Consider the following 24,035-nt stretch of genomic DNA (forward strand, 5'->3'; position numbering starts at 1 on the left):
ATCAACGGTCATCAGCCAGCGGCCGGATCAACACTGGTGGCTCGTGCAAATAACCAGCGACCTTGCGCTTGCCTTCAATGTCGCGGAACAGCCGGCTCACCTGTTCGGTTTTGAGCTGCAACGCCCGGCCGACTTCCGCCTCGCCGTAGCCGTGATTGTAAGCGAAGAGCACGAGGTCCATCTGATCATACGGCAGTGAAAAATAAAATTCCTCCTGGCTCTGCGGCAGAGAATATGTGTCCGTCGTCGGCGGGCGGGAACAGATTTCTTCCGGCAGGCCCAGGAAGCGGGCCAGCTCATACACCTGCGTCTTGTAAAGGTGCGCGATGGGCTTGATGTCCGCCGCGCCGTCGCCCTGCTTGACGAAGAACCCTTGATCGTATTCGAGCCGGTTGGGCGTGCCGGCCACCGCAAAGTTCAGCCGGTCCGCGTGGTAATATTCGAGCATCTTGCGCGTGCGCTGCTTGAAATTGGTCGCCGCCACCAGCGCCAGGTAGGCCGTCAGGTCCAGCCGCGACGTCGTGGTGGAACCGTCCGGGTATTGCACCACGACGCTGAAAATCCGGTAGCGCTCCTCGGCCACCACGCTGGGCAGGACGATCTTGGATTTGCAGCCCGGACCGTAATCCGGCACCACCTGCCGGATGGCTTCGATTTGGCGGCGATAACAACCGGCCGCTTCGAGCAGGGCGGTGATGTCTTCGTGCACGACCTCGATGCCCAGGTGCTTCGCCACCAATCGGCTGAGCGGCAGTGTGTCCTCGGACGAATCCCGCTCCGGCATCAGCAGCCCCACCACCTGGGAGGCGCCCAACGCGCGGACCGCCAAAGCGGCCACCACGCTGCTGTCCACACCACCCGACAGGCCCACCACCACGCCGCGTCGGCGGAAACGGCGGAGGACGGTGTTCCGCAGGCCCTCGCAAATGGCGGCCAGCTCGCGCTCGCAATCCAGCCGCAGCAAGGCGGGAGACAAGGGCGTTTTCCGGGTGGTGGCTGGATCGGAAGTGGAATTCATGGGGGTGCTGAAGGGGCGGCTTATTTCAATCCGGCTTTTTTGATTTTGCCGGATTCGGTTTTGGGCAGGGCCTCACGGAATTCAATCGATTGCGGCACCATGAAATCTTCCAGCCGCTGTTTGCAATGCGCCAGGATTTGCGCCTCGGTCAATCCACCGTTGCGCGCGACCACAAAGGCTTTGACGGCCTCGCCAAGAATCGGATCGGGCACGCCCACGACCGCCGCTTCCACGATGCCGTCCAGGCCGTAAAGGACGTTTTCCACTTCCTTCGGCGCCACCTTCTCACCGCGACTCTTGATGATGTCGTCCTTGCGGCCCACGAAGTAGAAAAACCCGGCCTCATCCTGCCGGAACAAATCGCCCGTCAGGCAGACACGCTCGCCGGGCATGTCGCCGGCCCGATACCGCGCCGCCGTGGCCTCGGGCGCCTCCCAGTAACCGCGCATGACATGCCGTCCGCGCACCACCAGTTCGCCCACGTTCCCGGGCGGCAGCCGCCGGCCTGATTCGTCTTCGAGCCAGGCTTCGGTTCCCGGAATGGGAATTCCCACCGACCCCGGCCGGGCGTCCAGTTCATGCGGCGGCAGGTAGAGCGTGCGCTTGGTTTCCGTCAGGCCATACATCGAAAACAACGTCGCGTGCGGAAATTTCTGGCGAATGGCGGTCACATGGCTGGGCGGCAGGGCCGCCGCCGTGTTGGTGAGGTAGCGCAACCGGCTCAAATCAAATGCCGCCAAATCCAGATTGAGCAGGATGGAAAAAATCGTCGGCACGCCCGGAAAGCCGGTGACCTGCTCGGTCTCCATCAATTTCAGAACCGCCGCCGGATAGGTGAAGGTTCGTTCCAGCACCAGCGTGCCCCCGAAGCAAAACACCATGAGCAGTTGATACAAACCGTAATCGAAGGAAAGCGGCAGCACGTTGATGACGACGTCGCTCTCGCGGTTCTGGAGATATTGAATGATGGATTGCGCGGCGAAAACCACGTTGGCGTGGTCGCTCATCACGCCCTTGGGCTCGCCCGTGGTGCCCGAAGTGTAGATCAAACACGCGAGATCAAGATCGATGTTCTCGCAACGCGGCGGTGCTTCGGAAGCGCCCTGCAAGACCTCGGCAAAATTCAGCAGCCGTTCCCCCGCCCGCGCTCCCGGACCGCAAACCAGGCCGCCGCGGAGGGACGGAACCGGCGGTTCCGCTTCGCTGAAAAGCTGGCCCACAGGCGAACGGTCATCGGTGATGACCGTGCTCGCCCGGCAGTTGTTGAGGATGTAGATGAGCTTGTCCCGCTTGGTGGCGCGATTCAGAAAGACGAACACGCCGCCGGCTTTCAGCACGCCAAAAATGCCAACCACCGCCTCCAGCCGGTTGTCCAGATGCAGGCCGACGCGGTCACCGCGCTGCACCCCCAGACTGCGGAGCGCGTGCGCCACGCGATTCGCCATGACGTCGAGTTCCTGGTAGGTGTAACGCCGGCCCGCGCACACGAGCGCCACCTTCTCCGGCAGGCGCCGCGCACTGGATTCCAGGAAATGTTGAACGAGGGAAGGACTCATGCGGTGAACGGAACACCGGTTGAAAACGGCCGGCCGCGCCGCGGCTTCAGCCGGCCGCCAGTTCCGGACGTTCGCGGCGGAGGTAATTCACGATGCTGTTGATCGAGTCCAGATTCTCCGGCACCAAGTCTTGGTCGGCCACCTTGAGCTGGTAGGTCTGCTCCAGGTGGGACACGAGTTCCAGCACGCCGGTGGAATCCACCACGCCCATCTCCAGGAACGAGGCGTCGTCCGGCAGGCCGTTGTCTTCCCCGAAGAGGAAATGGTCCACGACAAATTTGCGAATCGCTTGGTGCAGGTCAGTCATGTTGAAAATCGTTCACAGGCGCGCGCGCAGCAGGCGGACGCCGTAGCGCTTCAAGTATTGGATGAATTCCTCCGCCAGGTCATTGCCATAATCGCTGCGTTCCTTGTTTTCGATGTCCACCCAGGCAGTCCGCTCACCGGTCAGACGCTGGCGCAGCGCAGCGCCGACGGCGCACAAGCTCACCAGCGTGGCATCCGGACCGTGCACGGAAATCGTCCCGGCGGACAGCGGCTGCGCGGCCACCTGCAGCTGGAAGACCCGCCGCTGCCAAGGCTTCCACCACGGCGCTCGCGCGTGGACGATGAGCGTGCTGTCGCGCCGTTCCAGGCGAAAGCCATTGGCCAGGAGATGCCGCTCGAATTCGTCCATGATCTCCGCCAGGAACCGGCGCTTTTCCTCGTCACTGACGACGCGGGGAAAATACGGGGCCTTCGCAATCACCTTGGCCGGAAAACCGACCGCCACGCAGCGGGGTGGGATGGAGCCTTTGACCAGGCTGTTGGCGCCCACCACCGCGCCGTCGGCAATTTTCGTTCCCGCCAGCACGAAGACGCGCCAGGCGATGGACACGCTGGAACCGATTTCGATGGTGTCGAACGTCACGGGATAGCCTTCAAACTTGCTCAGCCAGGAGGTATGTCCGAACAGCAGACAATCACCGCCGATGCCCGTATCGTCGCCGATGGTGATGGAACGGCACGGGTTGATGAACGTCATCTGCATGATCTGGCAGTTGCGGCCCACCACCAGACGCGAATCCGGAAACTGCAATCCCCCGACGAACACCTGCTCGTTGATTTTGGTGCCTTCGCCGATTTCCACATGCGGCGTGTCCATCAGGGTCATGGCGCCGATCTGCACGTGTGGGCCGAGGCGGACGGTTTTGCCGCGGATGGAGGAACCAAAGCCGATGTGCACATGATCACCGATTTCGACTTTTTCGGCACAGATGACCGCGCCCAGCCCGAACGATACGCCGCGCCCGATGGCATAACCCTTCAGCCGGTAGACGAGTTTCTTGAGCGGCGAGGGAAGCAGCCCAACCAGCAGCATTTCGCGGATCGGCAGCCTGGGCTTGGGCGTCAGCATCTTGAAAAGGGGCGCAAGCGTGAAGTCAGCCCGAGACGGCGGCGCCGCCGTCCACGATCAACGTCTGGCCCACAATGCCACTCGCCGCCTCACTGCACAGGAACTGGGCCGCCTGCGCCACTTCCTCCAGCGTGCACAGGCGCTTGAGGGCCGAGCGCTTGGCCGCCTCGGCCAGCCGGGCCTCGCGATCGGGCAAAACCTGCCAGGCATCCGTCACCACGGTGCCGGGCGCCAGAATGTTGACGCGGATGCCCCGCGGCGCCAGTTCCGCGGCGAGATGACGCGACATCGCTTCCAACGCGCCTTTGCTGGTGCCAATCAAGGTGTATTGGGGCACCGCCCGCACCGCGCCTTCCGAGGAGACGCTCAGGATGCTCGAACCGGACTCGAACTTGGGGAGCAGCCGGTGCACGAGCTCGAAAAACGCGCGGACATTCAAATTCAGGGTCCAGTCGAAATGGCGCAGGGTCAGTTGCTCGAACGGACGATGCACACCGGTGGCGGCGCAATGCACCAGGCCGGACAACGTGCCAAAATCCGCGTCCACCGCGGTGGCCACGGTGTCCATCCCCTTCGCGCTGGTCAGGTCGGCCCGCAGCGTTTTCACCGCCAGCCCTTCCGCTTGGGCGGAGTCCTCCAGCCGCGTCGCCGCTTCCTGATCGCGGACGAAATTGGCGAGCACGCGCGCTCCCGCCCGCGCAAATTGCAGCGTAATCGCCCGGCCAATGCCGCGCGTGCCGCCGGTCACCAACACGCGCTTTCCCTGCATGGAGAAAAGATCCTTCATTTTGCTGCGGCGCGATTATCCGGGGGCGGCGTCCCGGCGCAAGGTTGCTTTGCAAGGTAGGCGTCCAACACGGCGTCGCGATAGTGCGGGTCGAACTGGTCCGCTGCCACAAAGCTGAAGAGCAGTTCCGCCGCCGCCACCGGCCGGCCTTCCACTTCGGCCTGACAGGCCACCGTGGCGAACTGGGGGCGATTGGCGCGAACTTCGGCCAGCAGGGTCACGGTCTGTCCGGGCCGCACCCAGTCCCGGAAGCTGGCGGATTTGATTTGCGCCAGCATGGGCCGGCCGCGCTCGCCGGGCTCCACCAGCAGGCACTTGGCCGCCGCCTGACCCATCATTTCCGTCAACAAAACACCGGGCACCACGGGAAAGCCCGGAAAATGATCGGCAAAGTAATCCTCGTCGGGGGCGATTCGTTTGCAGGCGCGGACCCGCCGGCCTGGCACCAGTTCCAGAATCTCGTCAACGAGGATGAATCTCACAGGCGCGGAGCTACTGCAGTTTGCCGTGCTGGCGCAGCACGTTGAGGATGTGCCCGACCTGGCGCATGGCCCGCATGTCGGCGTCCGTCAGCACGATCCCAAATTTCTCGTCGAACTCGGCCATGAGCGTCAACACGCCCAGGGAATCCCACATCGGAATGTCGTCCCGCGGCGTTTCCGGGGTCAGTTTTTCGGCGGACTGCTCAAACAAGCCTGCCACCCAGACCAGCGCCTCTTTTTCAGTCATCATAGTTTGTGCGTGCGCCGCGTCACGATTCACGCGCCCGTTTCGAGATGAACCACATGCCCCAGCTGCGCATCGGCCGGGAGCGTAATCAGGGCCGAACCCCAAGACAATCCCACCCCGTAGCCCAGCAGCAGCAAGGTCAAATCCCGGTCCGCCGGCCGGACCAGGCCGCCTTGGGCGATGGTCAACGGCACCGAAGGCCCGCCGGCGCTGCCAAATGCGCCTATGGTCATGGGCACCTTGGCCTCGGGCAGGCCGGCCTTCTTCATGAGGTGCCGCATGATGAACTGATTGGACTGGTGGAAGATGAAATAATCGATTTGCTCGCGGCTCAGCGACGCGGCCTGCAACGTGTCCTCAATCAGGGCCGGCACGCGCCGGATGGTGAAGTTGAACACATTGGCCCCGTTCATCCGCACGAAACAGCGCTTGCGATCCTCCGGAAACCGCTCGCGAAAACCGCCGCCCGGGATGATCAAATCCTCCCAGCCCTGCCCATCGGTATGGAGGCTGAACCACCAGCGCTCCGCCCCCGTGCGCGGCCCCGCCTCAAGAGCCGTCGCCGAACCCGCATCGCCGAACAGCAGCGCCACGGAACGATCCGAGTGATCCGAAAAGCGCGTGGGTGTTTCTCCGTGCAGCAGCAGGACGCGCTGGCATCCCGGCCGTTCCAGCATCATGCCCGCCAGCCAGAGCCCATACGGGTAGCCGGAACAACCGAGCCCGACATCGAAGGCCGCGCAGCGGTCGGAAAGTCCCAACGCCCGATGCACCAGGCAGGAAGTCGAAGGCAGGAAGTAATCCGGGCTTTGCGTGACCAGGATGAGGGCATCCACGGACAGCGGATCCCAGGCGAGCGTTTGCAGGACCTGCCGCGCCGCGGTGAGACACAAGTCGCCGCTCGTGATCCGGTCTGAAGCCGTGTGCCGCGTCTTCACGCCGGCCATGCGCACGACCTTTTGGACCTCCTCCGGATCGAAGTCGGTCGTCTCGGTCAGATTGTCGAACCGGCGCGGCGGCACGCAGGAGGCAATCGCCCGCACGCGCGCGGCTTGGGTGGTTGAAATGGGCATGTTTATTTGCGCGCACCTCACGCGGGCAGCCGCACCGGCATGACCCGCCTGCGGAAGCGCCGCTTGATCAACTTCAATACGCCGGCCAGCACCATGGGCGCGGTGGCCAGCACCAATTTTGCCGACAGGCCGAAACGCTTCCGGCGCAAGCCTTGCAACGCATACGATGCACACAAGGTGCCGATGTAGGACCGGCGTTCAAAACGTCGCGCCGATCCGCCCGGATACTGGCCCTGCCGCTCATAGCGTGCCAGACAGGGCGCCTTGCGCAAAAGACCATTCAGATCCTGGATGCTGTTGGTGGCATGCACGCGATAGGCCACCGTGTAGGGACGACAAATTTTGATGAACGGCGAACAGGTGCCCACGCGCAGCAATACGTCCGCGATGTCAAACGGAAAGGCCGTCGCGGTGGACGGCACGGCGGCCATGGCGAGCGCGGTGCTGCGCTGGAGAACGAGCTGGGTGTAACACACGCCGAATGTCTGATCTTTCGACAGAAAATCCTTATACCTGAGACACTCGATGGAACCATCCGAAGGCGGGTTTACGGGCACGGCCTGACCGTCTTCAAAGTAGGACATCGCCGCCATCAACACGGGCGGATCGTCAAAGGCCCGCAACGTCCGGTCGTAAACGGCGAACGCCTCCGGATAGAACAGGTCGTCGCTGTCGAGCCCAATCAAATACTCGCCCCGCGCGTGGGTCACCCCCAAATACCGGGCGGCCTCGGCGCCCGACTTGGGCTGTTGCAAAAGGGTGACGCGCCCGCCGTAGGACCGCACCACCTCGGGTGTCGCATCGGTGGAGCCGTCGTCCACCACAATCAACTCGTAATCGCTGAAGGTCTGGGCGAGCACCGAATCAATTGCGGCGCGCACCAGTTCGGGCCGGTTGTGAACGGGGCAGACAACGCTAAACCGTGGCTGTGCTGGCATGCATGATTGCGCCTCCCGCGCTGGTTCAGGTTCAAACCTGGGCCGGACGTCGCGGCCGCGCCACGCCGGCTTGTTCAACTTCACCGCCGGTCCCGTGAATTCCGCTCAGCCGTTCGCTCGCCTCCCAAAGCTCCCGCGCCAGGGCCGCATCTTCCGTGGCCGACGCACCGTCCGCCAGCCGGTCTCCACAGTAATAGCCGCCCCGCTTCAGTCGGGCGGCCTCGACCGTGGCCACGTGCACAACGCCCGCGGCGCCCGCGGCGGCGGAGATCAGATTGCCCTTGAACCGGTGATACAGTCGGTGCTTGCACCACGCCAGCCAGCCGTTGTTGCGGGCAAACGCGGTCGCCACGATTCCGGGATCCACCGCGCAAGCGATGACGTTGGGGTCCGCCAGCCGCCGGGCCAGTTCCCTGGCGAAGAGAATGCATGCCAGCTTGGCATTTGCGTAAGCCACTTTCCCGTCGTAATGCGCCGCTCCAAGGTTCCAGCCCAATGCCGGCCTCGCCCGCTGATGCGCCACCGAGCCCAACATAATAATTCTCCCGCTGACGCCTGCCGCCACAAGGTCTGCCAGCAGGAAAGTCAGCAGAAAATGCCCAAGGTGGTTGGTGGCAAACGTCCGTTCCACGCCGGCTGTGGTTTGCCCGTAATGATCAAAGCGGGCGCCGGCATTGTTGATGAGCCCGTCCAGCCGGTCCGTCCGGTTGCTCACCCACGCCGCCAAAGCCCGCACCGCCCCCAACTCGGAAATATCGGCTGGAAAAAATTCGGCCGACGCGTTCGGAAAGGCTCGCCGCATTTCGGCGAGCAACCGGCGGCCGGCCGGTTCGTTCCGGCCCGTCAGCAGCAACCGCCAGCCCCGCCGACCCAGGTCGCCAGCCGCGGCGCGGCCAATTCCCGAGGTGGCCCCGGTGATGAGACAGGTTTTCATCCGGTGATGCCGCGGACCACGGCCGTGGACGGTTTGGAAATCGGCCGCGGCTCAGAAGCGAATCTTTCGCCCATGAAACGCCTCGGCCCAACCCGTCGGCGACGCGCATTCGATGCCCCGCAACCGCAACAGCGCATTGAAGGTGTCCGGCGTGAACCAGTGTTTGTTCCGCTGGGTGGCGAAATACTGCATGAGGCCCGCAATCTTCCGGTCACACACCTCGCGTTCCAGCGTCACATACATGTTGGGCTGACCCAGATCACCGTCGTATTTCGGGATTTCATACTCGAGAATGAGATGATCCCGGAACGTGTTCCAGGCCAGGTCGGACAGCACGCGATGATCCTGATGCCGGTCCTCGCGGTAATGCGTCAGCACCAAATCCGGATCGAAACCACGCTTCGTGCGTTCAAACTCCGCCTTGATGGCGGCCCATTGTTCGGGGAAAAAGCCATCCTTGAATGGTTTGGTCTGGACGGTCGCCCGGCGGACGCCCTGCAAAAAAAAGGCCGCGCTGCGCCGGGTTTCCCGTTGGCGCGGCGCCTTCCCGCTGAACACCACCCAGCGCACCTCCAGATCAGGATTGGCGCGGATCAGCTTGAGCAGCGTGCCGCCACAGCCGATTTCAATGTCATCCGAGTGGGCGCCGAGACACAGCACCCTTTTCACCGCTGAGAGTTCGAAGGTGGTCATGGAATGGTTCGGGTTAAAGCGACTCGTCCCTCAAGCCGGCGTGACCGGCGCCAGCAGGCCGTGCCGGCCCAGCAGTGCCGCCGCGGCGTGGACAACCTGAAAGCTGAGCCCGGATCGTTCGGCAATCCGCAGCAGATCATGGCTGCCATCGGAGAAATTCAGCGCCCAGAGCATCGCCATTTGCAACTGCGGCACGTTCTTCATGCCGCCCAGCGAGGCGTAGAGCCCCCGGCGCCCGAGCTGCGGTTCGCCTTTGGGAAACAGGTTCCGAAACGTTTGGTTGGATTCCAAAATGAAGACGCAACGCAGAAGCGCGCCCAAGGACTGCCCCAATGCCAGCGGTGCAATCAAATTCAAGTCGTCCGCCGAGGTATGATACTCCGGATACTCGCCGTTGGGCGTGCGCGTCAGTGCGCCCACCGGCAGGTTGAAGCCGGGCGAACAATACTGCCGCTCGTCGTAACCGTAAGGAACGAAGTCGCGCGTGCCAAAGTCGCCACCGCCATCCCGCAACGCCTGCACCACGACCCGGTCAATTTCTGCGTCACCGCGCCGGCTCTTCTTGTAGTTGAACCCGCCGCAATCGCCCAGACACGAAAGCACCAGACCGTGCTTGATCCGATCCAATCCTTTTTCGTTGCTTGCGAGCCACGTGAGGGCGCCGATGGTGCCGGGGAGCCAGAGGAAACGGTAGGCATAACGGCGAACCGGCAGCCGGCTCAATTGCACCGCCAGGTGTGCCGCCACGGCCATGCCCGACAAATTGTCATTGGCGAGCGAGGGATGACAGGAGTGACAGGAGAACAACACCTCCTCCTCCGTGGTCCCCGGAAGAAACAGTTCGCCGTAGGTCAAATGGCCCGGCGCCAGGCTTGAATCGATGAAAACTTCGTATTCCTGGTCACTGAGCGCGCACAGTTGCTGGTGTGACAGACAAAAGCCCCACGCCTCCTGATAGTAGGAGGTGCGATACGGAATCCAGGCGGGATGTTCCGGCACGGAAAACAGGTGCGGCCGCAGTTCCTCCAGGCGCATCCGCTGATGCACGGGCACACTGTAGTTGAGCACATGCAGATTGTGTCGCGCAAAATCCACCACCTTCTCCCCGCGCGCATTCTTGATCCATGCCGCACGGATGTTCCATTCCTTCGGAACCGTCCAGTCCAGCACCTGGGTTCCGGTGGGCACCTCCCGCAATTCGAGGGGAACCTTGCGCTGCAAGATGGTCAGACTCTGACGCACGCCCTGACCGGTGATGCTGCGACAGATGGGATACAACTCCCGCGCCGTGGCATGAATCAACTCCCCTTCCTTCGCCGGATCGAAAAGTTCGAGCGCTTCCCCCACGTTGACGGTTTCCGTTTTCATGCCCCCAAAAACTCTTCTTCAGCCCAGCAAGGGCCACGCCCGGTCTTTTTCCGAAATGACCGCCACCGGCAGCGGCCAGGCAATGGCCAGTTGCGGATCATCGTGGCGAAAACCGGCCGCGTGCTCCGGACTGTGAAAATTTCCCATTTGATAAAACACTTCCGTATCGTCCTCCAGAGTCTGAAAGCCGTGACCAAAACCCGCCGGAATGTAGAGCGCGTTGCGCTGTTCGGCCGACAGAATCACGCCCACATGCTGGCGCCAGGTGGGCGAATCCGGCCGCAAATCCACCGCCACGTCATACAGCGCGCCGCGGGTGCAGCGCACCAGCTTGGTTTCGGCAGCCGGCGGCCGCTGGTAATGCATGCCGCGCAGCGTTCCCCGCCGGCGGTTGTAGGAAATGTTGCATTGCACAAACGCCGACTGAAGCCCGTGCTGCGCAAATTCCCGCTCGCAGAACGAACGGGCAAAAAAACCGCGCTCATCTTCCATCCGGTCAAGTTCGACCTCGAACACCCCCGGCAGCTTGGTTTCCCGAAAACGCATGGCCTGATCTTTGGTTTGCGCGACGCCCGGTGGAGACCGGCCCGTCCTAGACCGCCCAGAAGAAGTGCGCGTCAATCTGGCGGGTGCGAATCAGATATTCCAATTGTTTCAACCGCGTGAAGGCACGGAATTCAAAAACATCACGCGTCAGGTCAATCTGCTGGAACAGATCACACAACTGGCGGGCGCCCCGCACGGCGTCCCATTCGCATTTGAAGCCCGGCAAATGTTTTTGAATCTTGGCGAAAGAAACACGGTAGCTCCGGTTGTCCGCACTGGGCGGACCGAAGGAAACGCGGCAGCCCGGGAAGATGCCGCCCACGATGTCCGCGATTTCGCGCACCCGATAGTTGTGATTCGTGTCGCCGACGTTGAACACCTCGTTGTGGATGGTCTCGGTCGGCGCGGCCAACACCGCCGCAATGGCACCGCCGATGTCCAGACCATGCACGAGCGGGCGCCACGGACTGCCATCGCTCGTCATCTTGATTTCCTTCGTGGTCCAGGCCAGACCGGCCAGATTGTTCAGGACGATGTCAAATCGCATGCGCGGCGAGGCGCCGTAGGCCGTGGCGTTGCGCATGAACGTGGGTGAAAAGGTGGCGTTCGCCAGCTGGCGAACATCCGCCTCCACCTTCGTCTTGCACACGGCATAGGCCGTTTGCGGGTTCACGCTGGATTGCTCGTCCACGAATTCGTCGGTGCCGACGCCATAGACGCTGCACGAGGACATGTAAACGAACCGGCGGACGCCGGCGCGCCGTGCCACTTGGGCCAGGTGAACCGAACCCTGATGATTGATCTCGTAGGTGATTTCGGGCGACAACTGGCTGGTGGGGTCGTTCGAAAGTTCCGCCATGTGGACGACCGCATCGAAGCCGGCCAGGTCCGCCGGTTCGATCCGGCGGATGTCCTTCGTCAACGTGCGCGGCAGTTCCCAGCCATTGTGATACAGGCTGCGCTCCCGGTAAAAGCCCGTGTCGAGCCCGACCACTTCATGTCCGCATTTTTGAAACAATGGCGCCGCGAGGGAGCCCAAATAACCATCTGCACCAGTAAGGAGTATTTTCATAGAGTAGCCCGGCAGCCCGGCGCCATTGAACCGATGGGGAACCGGCCTGCCGCTTGGCATTACGGCTGTTCAATTCGGTTTCTTGTGATTCCAGACAATCCAAGGAGCATCGCCACTCTCCACGCGATCGGACAGCTCCTGCTGTTCGCGGAAGGTGTCCATGACCCAGAAGTTGTCGCAGCGAAAACTCGCCAGCTTGCGTTGCTTGATCAGTCTTTGGAAGGGTTCTTCAACCAGTTCCTCACCCGGACGCATGTAGTCGAAGATTTCCTTTCTAAAGACGTAAAACCCGGCATTGATGAGGATGCCCGTCTTGCGGACATACTCAATGCCGCTCACGGTGTGATCCTTGCCAACATTGACGACGTGAAAGGTCTGCGGCGGATGCGAGCTGAGAAAGGCTCCCACGCAATCCGTCCGGCGAAAATCGTCAATCATCTTCGGCAGCGGATGATCCGTCAGGCCGTCCGCATAATTCGCCAAAAACATCTCCTCGCCGTCGAGATAGGGCTTCACCAGCCGCAGCCGTCCGCCAATGTTGGTCTTCAATCCGGTATCCACGAAGGTGATGTTCCAGTCCTCGATGTCGCTGTGTTCCAGTTTGACCGCCTTGCCTCCCTTGGAAAGCGTGAAGTCATTGGAGACACATTCATCGTAGTTGAGGAAATACTTCTTGATGAGGTCGGCCCGGTAGCCGAGGCAGAGGATGAAGTCCTTGTGTCCGTAATGCGCATAATACTTCATCACGTGCCACAGAATCGGACGATAGCCGATGGGGACCAGCGGCTTGGGGACATTTTCTCCGTAATCCCGCAATCGCGTTCCCAACCCGCCACAGAATAGCACCACTTTCATTGTTGATCTCCGTTGTTTGATCCCGGTCCAAACCGGCACCCGGGCATGATTACAGCACCTCCAATTGTGGAATTGGCACCACAAACTTGCCGCCCCATTCGCGGATGAAACTCAACTGCGCAATGATTTCGTCCCGCAAATTCCATGGCAATATCAGCACATAATCCGGCCGCGTCTCCCGAATCCGGTCGGGCGCAAAAATGGGGATGTGGGTGCCCGGGAGGAATTTGCCGTGCTTGAACGGATTCCGATCCACCGTGTAATCCACCAGATCGGTGCGGATGCCGCAAAAATTCAGCAGCGTGTTGCCCTTCCCCGGCGCGCCATACCCCGCCACCTGCTTGCCGGCGCGACGCACCTGGATCAGGAACTCCAGCAGCTTCCACTTGGTTTCCTCGACCTGCCGGCGGAACGTTTGATAGGCCGCCAGCCGGTCATATCCCAGTTGGCGCTCGCGGCCTTGCAGTTCGGCAAACCGCCCGGTTTCAGCCACCTCGCTGCGGCCGGCATGCGTCGCGTAGATGCGCAACGACCCGCCGTGGGTGGGCAGTTCCTCCACGTCGAAAATCTTCAAACCGTGCTTCCGAAACACCGCGGCCACGGCCAGCAGGGAAAAATAGCAAAAATGCTCGTGGTAGATTGTGTCGAACTGATTGCCCTCAATCAGCCGTTGCAGGTGGGGAAACTCCATCGTGATGGTGCCCGTGGGCGCGAGCAGCAACTTCATCCCCGCCACGAAATCGTTGAGGTCGGGCACATGCGCCAGGACATTGTTGCCCAGCAACAGCCGGGCGCGGATGCCTTCATCCACAAGCTGCTGTGCCAGTCGCGTTCCAAAAAAGGCAACGCGCGTGGGAACACCCTTCTTGACCGCCGCCTCGGCCACGTTGGCGGCGGGCTCGATGCCCAGGGCCTGGTGCCCGCGTTGAACGAAGTATTGCAGCAGGTAGCCGTCGTTGCTGGCGATTTCGACCACCTGATCTTCCGGCTTCAGACCCAGCCGCGGGATGATCCCCTCCACGTAACGCTGCGCATGCTTGAGCCACGAATCCGAGTAGGACGAGAAATAGGCGTAATGACTGAAAATGTCGGAGGCGCTCACGTATTCGAGCAGCTGGACGAGCCAGCACTGGTGACAGACAAACACCCGCAGGGGATAGAACGGCTCCATGGCGTTGCACTGCGGGGCCGTGAGATAACTTTCGCACAACGGCGACATGCCGAGATCGACGAACGTGTGTTCCAGCGGCGCGCGGCAGGCGCGGCAAACTGGTGAATCATTCCGGTGGCCGGAAGTGGCGTCGTGCAGGTGTGTAGCGTGCTCGTTTGGCATGGCATTAAGCGTGGAAGAACTCATGGTGATCAATTGTCGTTGTGCCTGCCCTCAGGCGACCTTGGCCAGGGGCCGGATGCGGACGTCGATTATTTCAGCCTCCCGTCCCGTGGAAAGAATATCCACCACCAAGTTGCCGACCTCGGCTGGTTGAATCAGTTTTTCAGGATGATAAACCCTGCCCTCAAGCTGATGAATTCGCGCCTGCATGGGAGTCGCGGTTCGTCCCAAGTAGATGCTGACCACTCTTACCCCAAGATAATTGATCTCTTCGCGCAGGCTGTCCGCCAGCGCCTTCAGGCCGTGCTTGGTGGCCGCATACTGGGAAATGCAGGCCGGAGCCTGCAGTCCGGCAGTGGAGTTGATGAATACAATCTGCCCTTTGCGGGCCGACACACTGGGCAGAAAACACTGTGTCAAGGCAAAGGGCGCCCGCAGGTTGCACTGATATTGAAGATCAAAGTCCGCCAGTGAAGCCGCCGCAACGCTGGATCGCACAAACTCGCCGGCACCGTGAACCAAAACATCCACTCCGCCGAAATCGTCCATCACCTGGCTTTGCAGTCGCCGGATCTGGCAGTCATCGCGCAGCTCGACCCGGTAGGCCCGGGCCTGAACTTCGCAGCTGGCGCACTCGTGCACGACCGAGTGCAGCAAGGGCAGACGCCGGCCCACCAACGCAAGGTTCGCCCCCGCCTCGGCCATGGCCAGCGCAATGCCCCGCCCCACCCCACCGGTTGCTCCAGTAACGACCGCCGTGAGATTGGCCAGGCGCCTAGTTTGATTTTTTTTCATTGTGCGCACGTTGCACCTCCAGTGGTGAGCTTGAACAACGGAGAAAGAGCACCCAGTCTTGATGATCGGCCGCCGCGGGAGAAGTCCATTTGGGGCCGATCGCGCCGGGCAATCGTGTGTATTCGCCGGTGCGTGGGTTGAACCACTGCGCATCGTATTCGACCGGTTCAAGGCTTGCCGTGACCTGGCCACCGTGCGGGAGATAGATCACGTAAACTTCGCCAGGTTCTGCCAGGCAATATCCCTGATCCACCAATTCGTCGTGCGGGTCCGTCTTCCACCAGGCGAAGCGGGTGAAAAACCGGACCATGAACTGGTAGCCTTGCAGCATGGTCATGGAGGCGTCTCCCCGTCCATTGACCCATCCGCCACCCGTGTCCGGCGGCACACCGGTGCCGCGCCGGGCCGTCTCGCCGGTGGTTTGGTAGCAGCCCGCCATCACCATTTCCCAAGCCGCCCGGCGATCCGCATCGGCCGAGGCCGCGGGCGGATGGTAGGGTGCCCACGTTGGATAATGGTCCTCGTAACCATACTCCTCGTTGACCTGCGGAATAATGCGGCCCGTCTCCGTCTGCAATCGACGTTGGTTCAACATCCACGCGTGCAGGGGCCGGTGCCACTCTTGAAAGCTGGTCATCCCGAACCAGAGGGCAGTGCGGTCCTGATGTGCATTGTTGACCGGATGGCTGGTGGCCAGGTGATGGTAGGGATCCAGACGGTAAAGCCGGGAGCCGGTTTCATGGGTCCAAGTGGTGGAACGAAAGCCGTCCATGTCATCCCCCAAATCCCAGGTGACGTTCGCGTAAGCGGCAAGCCGGGCCACCGCATAACGAAAATAGCGTCGCTCATCCTCGCTGTCAGCGGCCGGATGCACCGGCGTGTCATTCCAGCCGAAAATGACCGAGACGATCATGTCCTGCTCCCGCGCATGCTGCAGCATCCGTTCAAACTTCTGCCAGTAGGCGCAGTTGAAACGGGCGTAGTCGAATCCGGGCGAGTGCACATCGTCCGGCCGGGCGGCGGGCCACGGGTTGAGGTGCGCCTGAAAACCCGGGCCGGGCCGGATGGGCTCGGTCCAGAAATGGTCGGTGCGTCCGTCCAGCAGCACCCGGACGCGGTTCACCTCGAACCGGTGCAATCGATCCAGAGCATCCCGGATGACTTTCTCATCGTCCCAGCCCATCAGGAGAAAGGCGGTGGTGCCGTTGAGGAAGTAATGCTCGCCCGTGCCCTCCCAAACAAAGTGCCACGGATGGGCCGGATCCGTTCGCACCAGCCCGCGGCGCCCGGCGTCAATGGCGGTAAAACGACCGCTGGCACTCGCTTCCGCGTTCCCCTGACGAAAGGTCACCACGTATTCGTAGGTGCCGGGAAGCGCGGGCATAAACCGGATGCGATACCGGCTCCCGTCATTCGCATCACAGAAACCGTCCACGGCCAGCTGATTGCCCGTGCCCACCTCCCCAAAGAATCCGGACACCGATGCTGCCGTAAACGGGTTGGGCGCTGCCGGCAAAGCCGGTTTCACGGTGATTTCCAAAAAGTCGTAGCAGGCCACGACATTGGTTGAAACCTCGAAGGCAACCTTGGCCGGAACCACATCCTCATGCGTGTAATTGGGAGCCGGCGCCCGCCGGCACGCCGTGCCGAAAATCATCCCTCCCGCAACCCACACAATCATCCACGCCTTGATTTTCCCCTTCTGAAGCTGCTCGTTCATCGGTGGTTTCATGAGCGATGCCCTGGGCGTTTCCGCCTGGTTGCAAACGTTGCCCCTGGCTGCCGTGCCACTCGCGCTCCGCTCCCGCCCGTCGTCCGGTCAGGGGCGCAGCCGGTAAAACTCCTGATGGTTCGTGGGCGCCAGCAGCACCACAATCTGGCCGTTCGTCGGCGTGTGTGCTTCCGGCGCCGGCGTCCAGTTGACCGGCGGCGTCAGACTGTCCGTTGATTCCAGCACGTAATCATTGCCGGTGTCCGGCCAGGCAATTTGCAACTGCCCGCCCGCGAATTGGGCCGACAACGTGGGCGGCAGCACCGCAATGGTCGCCGCCTCGGAAACCGCGGTTGCGCCCTGATTGTCGGTGGCCTCCGCAGCCAACACGTGGATGCCGGCCGGCGCATTGCTCCACAGCACACTGAACGGCGGCGTATTGACCTGCCCCAAAACATTGGTGCCATCAAGGAAGGTGACCAGACCCACCGATCCGTCAGCGTCGGATGCGGCCGCCTCGAGCAGGATGTTGGTGGGCGCCACAAAAACGCCGCCCGCGACCGGATTGGTCAGGGTGATGGCGGGCAGTTGGTTGATCGTGAATGTCGCCACCGCGGCCACGCTGTTATTGTAGCCGGTCTGGGCGGCCACCGCTTTGAATGTGGCGCTGTTGGTGAGCAGCACCGGGGCAACGTAAGCGGGCGCATTGGTGGTCGGCAGCGTGCCATCCAGGGTGAAAAAGAGGGACGCCACGGTGTCGGTCGCCGAAACGGAAACGCTGACGGCGCCGTTGAAGGTGCCGCCATTCGGCGAAATCGCGGGTGGCGCGAGGGCCGGGACGCCGGGCAGGCCGTTGATCCAGGCGGCCATGACGCTCACGGCGTCCGTATCAATGACGTTGCGGGCGAGGGGCGGCATTCGGATGACCGGGTTGGCGGTGTTCATCCGTTGAAACAGCGCGGATCGCCAGAGGTCCTGCGGCGTCACCACCGCCATGTTGTCCACGCCCAGCGAGGCGATGACTGATCCGTTGATGATGTTCTGGCTGGCGAGCGGCGTGTCATAGCGCGCATCGAAATGCGCCCGCGTGCCGCCCGGGCGGTGGCACTGCGCACAATTCGCATCAAGGTAGGAGCGGGCGCGCTGTTCGAGACTGGCGGACAAATTGGTCAGGGCCGAAAGCTGGGGAACCGAGGCGATGCTGGTTTCGTCACGGATGGGCGGATTGAACAGGCCGAGCTGATTCAGCGTGCGGAGCTGATTGTCGGCAACGCCCGAACCGGGATATGTCAGGTCGCCGTTAAGCTGCCGGGCCTTGACGCCGAGCACATAACCGGCCGTTGGCGTGTGACAGACGAGGCAATCGCCGGGACTGGGATAATACCAAGTCTGCGTCCGCACTCCGGCGGCATTGGTGATGACAATGTCCTCCAACAGGCTGTTCGTCAGCAGGTCGGCGTCCGAATTGTCGGCACGCCATTTGTAGGTCACGCCATAAACAGCCCCGTTGCCGTCGCGCACCAGCAGGCGGGTTTCCAGGCGCCGGCGCACCGTCGGGTGCGTTTCATCCGTCACCAGTTCGAAATGTTTTACGAAAACCGTGCCGTTCGGGAAGGTCCATTCGCCGGTGGGCGCATAGCCGATCTGCTCGTCCGCCGTAATCGGCGCGCCGTCGCCAGGCACGCCCAGCCACCGGGCTTTAATGGCACCATCCGACCACAACGGCGTGTTTACGCCGTAGGGAATCAGTCCGGCGGCAGCGACCAGATTGGAGGGGTCCGGGAACGCGCCGGTCCCGGAGAGCAACAACGGCAGGGCCCCGTTGAAGGACGGCGGCATGTTCAAGTAAGCCGGCAGTGGCGGACGATTGGTGAGTCCGTAGGGTGCGCCCGTGTTGGCTGTGACCTGGATCGTCACCGGCGCCGATGTGGTCGTCAGACCGTGGTCGTCGGTCGCCACCGCGAGCAACATGTGGGCGCCGGGTGTGACGCCCGTCCAGGTGAATGCAAAAGGGCCGTTGGTCAGCGACGCAACCGGACTGGCATCGCCGAGGAAATCCACCCGGGTGATGGCGCCGTCCACGTCACTCGCCGTGGCGGTCACCGGGATGCTGGCCGCATCCGCCACAAAGGCGGCATCGTTGGTGGGGCCGTCCAGCGTCACCTGCGGCGGTTGCAACACCGAGGCGGAAACGGGCGTGTTCAGGTCGCTTTGAATCTCGGCGGCGCTCAATGCCCGGCTGTAAATCCGCACTTCGTCGATCTGCCCCTGGAAGTATTCCCCCCAGACCGCATTACCGCCGATGCGCAGCGGCCCGGAAGATTGCGCGATGCTTCCGGACACGGCGTTGCTCGCCACCAGCGTGCCGTTCACGTATAGGCAGAGCGAGTTTCCGTCATAAGTTCCGGCCAGATGCGTCCAGACATTCAAAGGAAGCCCCGACACGTCCGCGGCACCCTGCTCGCCACCGGCATAAACAAACACATTGGGCTGGTTGAGCGGGGAGCCGGCGTATAACACGTAATCGAATTCACCAGCTTGCTCTTTCATCAAGGCCGTGCTCCAGCCGGTGGGAACCGCCGTGGGATAGAGCCAGGCTTCCAGCGTCATGGCGTTGCTCAAGTCCAGGGAGTCCGCGTCATCCACAGAAATCCAGCCACTGCCGTCAAATGACACGGCGCCGCCAAAGCGCCCCTGACTCGTCCAAACCGCACCGGCCAGCGTGCCGGTGTTGCCATGGCCGGACGCATCGGCCGTGGTCGGGCCGGTGCCTTCATCAAACCCATACGCCGCCACCAAGCCCGATGGACTGGACGCGGTGGTGATCATTGCCTCCGGCGAATAACCGCCCAGATTGCCCGAGCCGTCTTCCGCCCGGACGCGGTAGGTGTAGGTCATCCCTCCTGCCAGTCCCACATCGTCATAGGAGGAATTGGTCGTGCTGCCAATCTCCGTGAAATTCGTGCCCCCGCCACCCTGCCGTTCCACCCGATACTCCTGCACCCACACATTGTCCGTGCAATCCGGCCAGTCGAGGAGCACGTAGCCACCGCCGGGATTGGTCGCCGTCAGGCTGACCGGAGTGCTGGGGGGCTGCCCGTCGGGCGCGGGCGTGACAATCGGCGCCCAAGCCGAGTAAGGGCCCTGGTTGCTCGCCGCATCGAAGGCGCGCACCCGGTAGTTGTAACTCGTCTGGGCGGTCAGGCCGGCATCCACGTAGGACGTGTCTCCGGTCGTGGTCCCCACCGGGACAAAGTTGGTGTCGGCGCCCCCCGCCCGCTCGACGTCATACCCGGTCACCGCCACGTCGTCCGTCGCGGCGGTCCAGTTCAGCCACACGCGACTGGCGCTCAGTGCCGTGGCGGTCAGACCGCCGGGAGCGCTGGGCGCGTTCGTATCCGGAGCGAACAAGCCATACACTGTCAGCGTCTGCTGGCCACCGACATACACCTTGCTGTTCACCACCGCCGGCACGGTGAACTTGACGGCCGGCCCGGCCTGATCGCGCAGGCCGGCCTGGCTGCTGTTATACAATTCCAGGTTGATGTTGGTGGCGTTGTAGGCGTGGAGAATGGCCGGGCCGCTGCTGCCGTAGGCTTCATTTTGCAGCACCCAAAGAATGGCGTCGTTGGTGCCATTGGCGGAGACGCAGGGCGACGAGCCGCCCGGGTAAAGATACACCTGCGACCCCACCCTTTCGGGGCTGGCTCCCATCTGCGCCCCCGTGATGTGGTAAACCTTGATCACGTCGTCGATGGCGGCGAAGTAGAGCCGGTGGTCGAAGTAGGCGGGCACCCCGTAGAAGCCGCCCGTGTAAAGGGGATGATTGGGCCCCCCCAGAACGTCCGACAAGACTTGGACCGCCCCATCGGGACCAGAGGTGTGATAACGGCCCAAGTTATCCCGATCCAACAGATAAATGCTCCCCTCCTTGCCCGCGCCCACCAGCAGGTGCGGATGCGCAGCGCTGCCCACCTCGTCCGGCAGCAACACCGGTCCGCCGCAACCCAGATCCAAATCATAAGCTGACAATTCGGATTGGTTTGAAGGCGTGTAGTAATCAGCCACGTCCCAGCCGTTCGTGGTGGTCAATTTGACGAAACTATCACCAAAGTTGTTCTGCCCGTTGTCAGCCGAATTGGTGGAAAAGGTTCCATTTCCCGTCATGAAATACACGTTCCCGAGCACGTCCGCCGCCAGCCCTGCTCCGGCCTGCCAGATGGCCCCCTCGTCGCCGTTGGGCGTGGTGTTATAGGCCACGACCTGCTGCAACGTCTGGGCATCATACCCCAGCACCCAGCCATGATAGACACCGAAATCGCCATGTGAGCCAAAGCCAAGATAGACCACGCCGTTCAACCACAGCAGTCCCGGACGATTCAATTGGCGCAATGGAACGAAAGGCACGTGTCCCGCGCCGTCATTCCCGCCTCCCGTTCCCGCCACCACGGCCTCAATGACCGCCGGACCGCCGGCTTTCTCCGTGCCCGTGGCCACGTCCAGCGCGTGCAGGCGATGCACGTAGTTGGTGGTGCCGCCGCTGATTTCCCGGGTTTTGGCGCAGACAAAGATGGTCCCGTTGACGGGATCAATCACCGGCGTGCTGGTGATGCCGACCTCGGGCACCAGATCGACCGGCTCCCCCGTATCCGCCGCCGACACCGTGGTTACGCCCGCCGCGGGGTCGAGAAAGCTCGTATGCCAGAGCGGCGCCGCATTCGCCCCCGTGTTCCCGTCGGCATCGAACGCATAAACACTGTCGTGCTCCGTGGCGACAAAAACCACGTTGTGCACGCCCTTGCCCGGCACGTTGACGTTGGCCAGATACAATGGCTGGGCGTAAACGTAACCATCGACCGCCTGCGCGAACAGTTTGCCAAACGTGTTGGTGTTGACGCTGGCCAGCGTCAGCCCGGTTTCGTTCGGGTTCAGGCCGGTGCGGCCATTGTCATTCCGATACGTCAACAGGTTGACCTGGGCCCGCAGTGGCACCGCCGGCAGCAACAACAACAACGCCAGCGGCCCCAATGTGGTCGGCGCAAACGTGACACCTAGCTGGGCCTTCATGAATGATGGTTTACCAGGCGGCTTTGGCCCGATAGAATTGATGGGAACGCGAACGGCTGTCCAAATCGATGATCTCCACTGGCGCATTGGAACAGGTTACCGTCACCAGTTCCTGCCAGTTCGTCAAATCCGCGCTGGTTTCGATCGTGTAATCCCCGGGCGTGGCCGCCGTCAGCACCAACTGAAAGCCATTGTTTTGGATGTCGTCTTGCGCCGGGGCCGCCAGTGAAATCCAACGGGTGCCCGCCACCGGCGCCTGCATGGCCGCCTGAATTTCAGCACCGCCCAGCGCGCGATTGTAAATGCGCACCTCGTCAATGTCCCCGATCAGATGTTCCCCCCAGATCGAATTCCCGCCCAGCCGCAGGGGCTGGGCCGACGACAGAATGCTGGCGGCCAGCGGCTGCGCCGCCACTTCGGCGCCGTTGACAAACAAACGAAGCTGGCTGCCATCGTAGGTTCCCGCCAGATGCGTCCAGTCGTTCAGCGGGACCGGAGAGCCCCCCACGACGCCCTGCAATCCCGTCTCCAACGTGGTGACGTAAAAGCAGGGGCGGTCTGCCGAATCTGTCTGCAGCATGTAGCTCAGCGTCCCGGACGCTTCCTTGAGCAACACCGTCGCCCAGGTTCCCGGCGCCACAGTCGGCCGCATCCACCCCATCAGCGTCAACTGGTTGGTCGGGCTGAGAGAACTTGAATCATCCACCGTAATCCACCCATTGCCGGCAAACGTAATCGCACTGCCAAACCGGCCGTTCGCCGTCCAGGTCGCATTGCTGAGGGTGCCCACATTGGCATTGCCGGAAAAGTCGTGCACCTGCGTTCCCGTCCCTTCGTCAAAACCGTAGGCCGCCACCAAATGATCCGTCGGGGCCGCCGGGAGGGAATTGCTGACCATCACGGTGACCCTGTTCGTCGCCAGGTTGCCCGCGGTGTCGCGGGCAATGGCCTGCAGCCGGTGCAGGCCATTGGTGGCATAGGCGGTGTCCCAAACATTGGTGTAGGGCGGCAGGCTTTGTTCCATGCCCAAGCTGGTTCCGTCCACCTTGAAGCGCACCCCGGCCACGGCAACATTGTCCGACGCAACGGCGGCCACCGTGATCGCCCCGGTCACCGTTGCCTGGTCCACTGGCGCCGTCAACCTCACCCGCGGTGGCTGGGCTTCCGGCGGCTGCGTCTCCAGCACCAGCACCCAGTCACCATCTCCGCCGCTGTTGGTCGCCGGCGGGGTAAAGGTGACGAGGCCGGTGTTGATAAAGGGCGATCCCGCAATGCCCAGATAGGTTCCTTGGGTGGCATCAAACCAGCGGGCCGTGACCGGTCCGCTCATCTGCGTCAAATCCACCGTGATCGGGCGCGGCGTGGGCAAATAGCAGATGCCCAACGTGCCGTCGGGGGTTTTCGCAGCGGTCGCGTAATCATTTGCACTGACCAGCCCTGCCGTGGCAAAGGTGCCGTAGCCGTCGGTAACCAACGCATGGCTCTGGTCGGGCACCAAATCATACCACCGCCGCGAACCGAAAAACGTCTTCACGTAAGCGAGTTCGGCCACTCCCGGTGAGTTCAAATAGCCCTGCCAGCCGGCACGAAATGTCCATGTCCAATAATTGCCATACATGTGCCCGCCATTGGCGCCACTCAACAGCGACCAATACTCCTGCCGGCGCAGGACATTGGGTGTCCCGAGTTCACCCCCGACATCCTCATATTCATAGTGCGCCTCCAGAAAATAGACCGGCACGAAATTGGTCTGATTGTAAGCCTCCAAGGTTTCGGCATACGAGGGATAATAGGTGTAGGTCGAATTGAGTGAGACGATCGGCCACCAGTTCGGATCGTCAAGCGACTGGCTGACAAAGTAATCCAGTTCGGTCGTCTGCAAATGGTTCGTGTCCCGGTCGAGAATCCCCAGCGTCACCGCCGTCGCCACCGCATCGTCCGCCGGCGTCCGCCACGTTTGAAAATCGTTGCCGGTGATCCAAATGAGGTTGGGAAAATCCTTGTAGCGTTCCCCCAGATACTGCCCAAAGCGGCGGCAGCCGTCGGTGCCATTGGCGCGCGCCGCATCCATCCAGTCACCCGTCTCCAGCGCATCGAGCATGATTTGCAGGCCATTGGTGGCAGCCATGCGGAGAATATTGTCCACGTGCGCAAAGTAGGCCTC

General features: G+C 62.3%; 20 protein-coding genes. All 20 read right to left on the reverse strand.

Annotated features, from left to right (window positions below):
• Position 1 precedes the first annotated feature (1 nt).
• Positions 2-1,018 (reverse strand): NAD(+) synthase, encoded by a 1,017-nt coding sequence (nadE, locus tag VFV96_04710; GenBank protein ID HEU5069701.1) that lies wholly within the window; start codon positions 1,016-1,018, stop codon positions 2-4.
• Positions 1,019-1,038: 20 nt separating this feature from the next.
• Positions 1,039-2,574: an AMP-binding protein gene (locus tag VFV96_04715; GenBank protein ID HEU5069702.1), complete on the reverse strand. Its 1,536-nt coding sequence runs from the start codon at positions 2,572-2,574 to the stop codon at positions 1,039-1,041.
• Positions 2,575-2,620: 46 nt separating this feature from the next.
• Entirely contained in the window at positions 2,621-2,881 is a 261-nt protein-coding gene (locus VFV96_04720; protein ID HEU5069703.1) for an acyl carrier protein, read from the reverse strand.
• A gap of 12 nt (positions 2,882-2,893) precedes the next feature.
• The gene (locus VFV96_04725) at positions 2,894-3,970 is read right to left on the reverse strand and encodes a hypothetical protein (GenBank protein HEU5069704.1); all 1,077 of its coding nucleotides are present in this window, start codon (positions 3,968-3,970) and stop codon (positions 2,894-2,896) included.
• Between the two features lie 25 nt (positions 3,971-3,995).
• Positions 3,996-4,757 carry an SDR family oxidoreductase gene (locus tag VFV96_04730; protein ID HEU5069705.1) on the reverse strand — a complete coding sequence of 254 codons (762 nt, stop codon included), beginning with the start codon at positions 4,755-4,757 and terminating at the stop codon, positions 3,996-3,998.
• Positions 4,754-5,239, reverse strand: coding sequence for a 3-hydroxyacyl-ACP dehydratase FabZ family protein (locus VFV96_04735; protein ID HEU5069706.1), 486 nt, complete (start codon positions 5,237-5,239; stop codon positions 4,754-4,756). The genes VFV96_04730 and VFV96_04735 overlap by 4 nt, the downstream gene beginning before the upstream one ends.
• A gap of 10 nt (positions 5,240-5,249) precedes the next feature.
• Positions 5,250-5,489 (reverse strand): acyl carrier protein, encoded by a 240-nt coding sequence (locus VFV96_04740; GenBank protein ID HEU5069707.1) that lies wholly within the window; start codon positions 5,487-5,489, stop codon positions 5,250-5,252.
• 26 nt (positions 5,490-5,515) lie between these two features.
• Positions 5,516-6,559 (reverse strand): ketoacyl-ACP synthase III, encoded by a 1,044-nt coding sequence (locus tag VFV96_04745; GenBank protein HEU5069708.1) that lies wholly within the window; start codon positions 6,557-6,559, stop codon positions 5,516-5,518.
• 17 nt (positions 6,560-6,576) lie between these two features.
• Positions 6,577-7,497 carry a glycosyltransferase family A protein gene (locus VFV96_04750; GenBank protein ID HEU5069709.1) on the reverse strand — a complete coding sequence of 307 codons (921 nt, stop codon included), beginning with the start codon at positions 7,495-7,497 and terminating at the stop codon, positions 6,577-6,579.
• A 31-nt stretch (positions 7,498-7,528) separates the two neighbouring features.
• Positions 7,529-8,431: an SDR family NAD(P)-dependent oxidoreductase gene (locus VFV96_04755; GenBank protein HEU5069710.1), complete on the reverse strand. Its 903-nt coding sequence runs from the start codon at positions 8,429-8,431 to the stop codon at positions 7,529-7,531.
• 51 nt (positions 8,432-8,482) lie between these two features.
• On the reverse strand, positions 8,483-9,124 hold the full coding sequence (locus VFV96_04760; GenBank protein ID HEU5069711.1) for a PIG-L deacetylase family protein: 642 nt from the start codon (positions 9,122-9,124) through the stop codon (positions 8,483-8,485).
• A 30-nt stretch (positions 9,125-9,154) separates the two neighbouring features.
• Complete coding sequence (locus VFV96_04765; protein HEU5069712.1) at positions 9,155-10,492, reverse strand: DUF4910 domain-containing protein; 1,338 nt, start codon at positions 10,490-10,492, stop codon at positions 9,155-9,157.
• 18 nt (positions 10,493-10,510) lie between these two features.
• Complete coding sequence (gene rfbC, locus VFV96_04770) at positions 10,511-11,038, reverse strand: dTDP-4-dehydrorhamnose 3,5-epimerase (GenBank protein ID HEU5069713.1); 528 nt, start codon at positions 11,036-11,038, stop codon at positions 10,511-10,513.
• 46 nt (positions 11,039-11,084) lie between these two features.
• Positions 11,085-12,110, reverse strand: a complete 1,026-nt coding sequence (locus tag VFV96_04775; GenBank protein HEU5069714.1) for an SDR family oxidoreductase — start codon at positions 12,108-12,110, stop codon at positions 11,085-11,087.
• 69 nt (positions 12,111-12,179) lie between these two features.
• Positions 12,180-12,965, reverse strand: coding sequence for a sugar phosphate nucleotidyltransferase (locus tag VFV96_04780; protein ID HEU5069715.1), 786 nt, complete (start codon positions 12,963-12,965; stop codon positions 12,180-12,182).
• Positions 12,966-13,014: 49 nt separating this feature from the next.
• Positions 13,015-14,322 (reverse strand): class I SAM-dependent methyltransferase, encoded by a 1,308-nt coding sequence (locus tag VFV96_04785; GenBank protein ID HEU5069716.1) that lies wholly within the window; start codon positions 14,320-14,322, stop codon positions 13,015-13,017.
• A gap of 27 nt (positions 14,323-14,349) precedes the next feature.
• The gene (locus tag VFV96_04790) at positions 14,350-15,093 is read right to left on the reverse strand and encodes an SDR family NAD(P)-dependent oxidoreductase (GenBank protein HEU5069717.1); all 744 of its coding nucleotides are present in this window, start codon (positions 15,091-15,093) and stop codon (positions 14,350-14,352) included.
• A complete protein-coding gene (locus VFV96_04795; GenBank protein HEU5069718.1) occupies positions 15,074-16,825 on the reverse strand; it encodes a DUF4038 domain-containing protein in 1,752 nt (583 codons plus the stop codon). The genes VFV96_04790 and VFV96_04795 overlap by 20 nt, the downstream gene beginning before the upstream one ends.
• Before the next feature lie 87 nt (positions 16,826-16,912).
• Positions 16,913-21,871 carry a LamG-like jellyroll fold domain-containing protein gene (locus VFV96_04800; GenBank protein ID HEU5069719.1) on the reverse strand — a complete coding sequence of 1,653 codons (4,959 nt, stop codon included), beginning with the start codon at positions 21,869-21,871 and terminating at the stop codon, positions 16,913-16,915.
• A gap of 10 nt (positions 21,872-21,881) precedes the next feature.
• Positions 21,882-24,035, reverse strand: a 2,154-nt coding sequence (locus VFV96_04805; protein ID HEU5069720.1) for a LamG-like jellyroll fold domain-containing protein, incomplete at its 5' end; no start/stop codon positions are given.

The organism is Verrucomicrobiia bacterium (assembly GCA_035765895.1).
Classification (GTDB): domain Bacteria; phylum Verrucomicrobiota; class Verrucomicrobiia; order Limisphaerales; family DSYF01; genus DSYF01.

Coding starts and splice junctions, on each gene's coding strand:
- nadE (HEU5069701.1), bottom strand. CDS start 1,018: ATGAATTCCACTTCCGATCCAGCCACCACCCGGAAAACGCCCTTGTCT.
- VFV96_04715 (HEU5069702.1), bottom strand. CDS start 2,574: ATGAGTCCTTCCCTCGTTCAACATTTCCTGGAATCCAGTGCGCGGCGC.
- VFV96_04720 (HEU5069703.1), bottom strand. CDS start 2,881: ATGACTGACCTGCACCAAGCGATTCGCAAATTTGTCGTGGACCATTTC.
- VFV96_04725 (HEU5069704.1), bottom strand. CDS start 3,970: ATGCTGACGCCCAAGCCCAGGCTGCCGATCCGCGAAATGCTGCTGGTT.
- VFV96_04730 (HEU5069705.1), bottom strand. CDS start 4,757: ATGAAGGATCTTTTCTCCATGCAGGGAAAGCGCGTGTTGGTGACCGGC.
- VFV96_04740 (HEU5069707.1), bottom strand. CDS start 5,489: ATGATGACTGAAAAAGAGGCGCTGGTCTGGGTGGCAGGCTTGTTTGAG.
- VFV96_04745 (HEU5069708.1), bottom strand. CDS start 6,559: ATGCCCATTTCAACCACCCAAGCCGCGCGCGTGCGGGCGATTGCCTCC.
- VFV96_04750 (HEU5069709.1), bottom strand. CDS start 7,497: ATGCCAGCACAGCCACGGTTTAGCGTTGTCTGCCCCGTTCACAACCGG.
- VFV96_04755 (HEU5069710.1), bottom strand. CDS start 8,431: ATGAAAACCTGTCTCATCACCGGGGCCACCTCGGGAATTGGCCGCGCC.
- VFV96_04760 (HEU5069711.1), bottom strand. CDS start 9,124: ATGACCACCTTCGAACTCTCAGCGGTGAAAAGGGTGCTGTGTCTCGGC.
- VFV96_04765 (HEU5069712.1), bottom strand. CDS start 10,492: ATGAAAACGGAAACCGTCAACGTGGGGGAAGCGCTCGAACTTTTCGAT.
- rfbC (HEU5069713.1), bottom strand. CDS start 11,038: ATGCGTTTTCGGGAAACCAAGCTGCCGGGGGTGTTCGAGGTCGAACTT.
- VFV96_04775 (HEU5069714.1), bottom strand. CDS start 12,110: ATGAAAATACTCCTTACTGGTGCAGATGGTTATTTGGGCTCCCTCGCG.
- VFV96_04780 (HEU5069715.1), bottom strand. CDS start 12,965: ATGAAAGTGGTGCTATTCTGTGGCGGGTTGGGAACGCGATTGCGGGAT.
- VFV96_04785 (HEU5069716.1), bottom strand. CDS start 14,322: ATGAGTTCTTCCACGCTTAATGCCATGCCAAACGAGCACGCTACACAC.
- VFV96_04790 (HEU5069717.1), bottom strand. CDS start 15,093: ATGAAAAAAAATCAAACTAGGCGCCTGGCCAATCTCACGGCGGTCGTT.
- VFV96_04795 (HEU5069718.1), bottom strand. CDS start 16,825: ATGAAACCACCGATGAACGAGCAGCTTCAGAAGGGGAAAATCAAGGCG.
- VFV96_04800 (HEU5069719.1), bottom strand. CDS start 21,871: ATGAAGGCCCAGCTAGGTGTCACGTTTGCGCCGACCACATTGGGGCCG.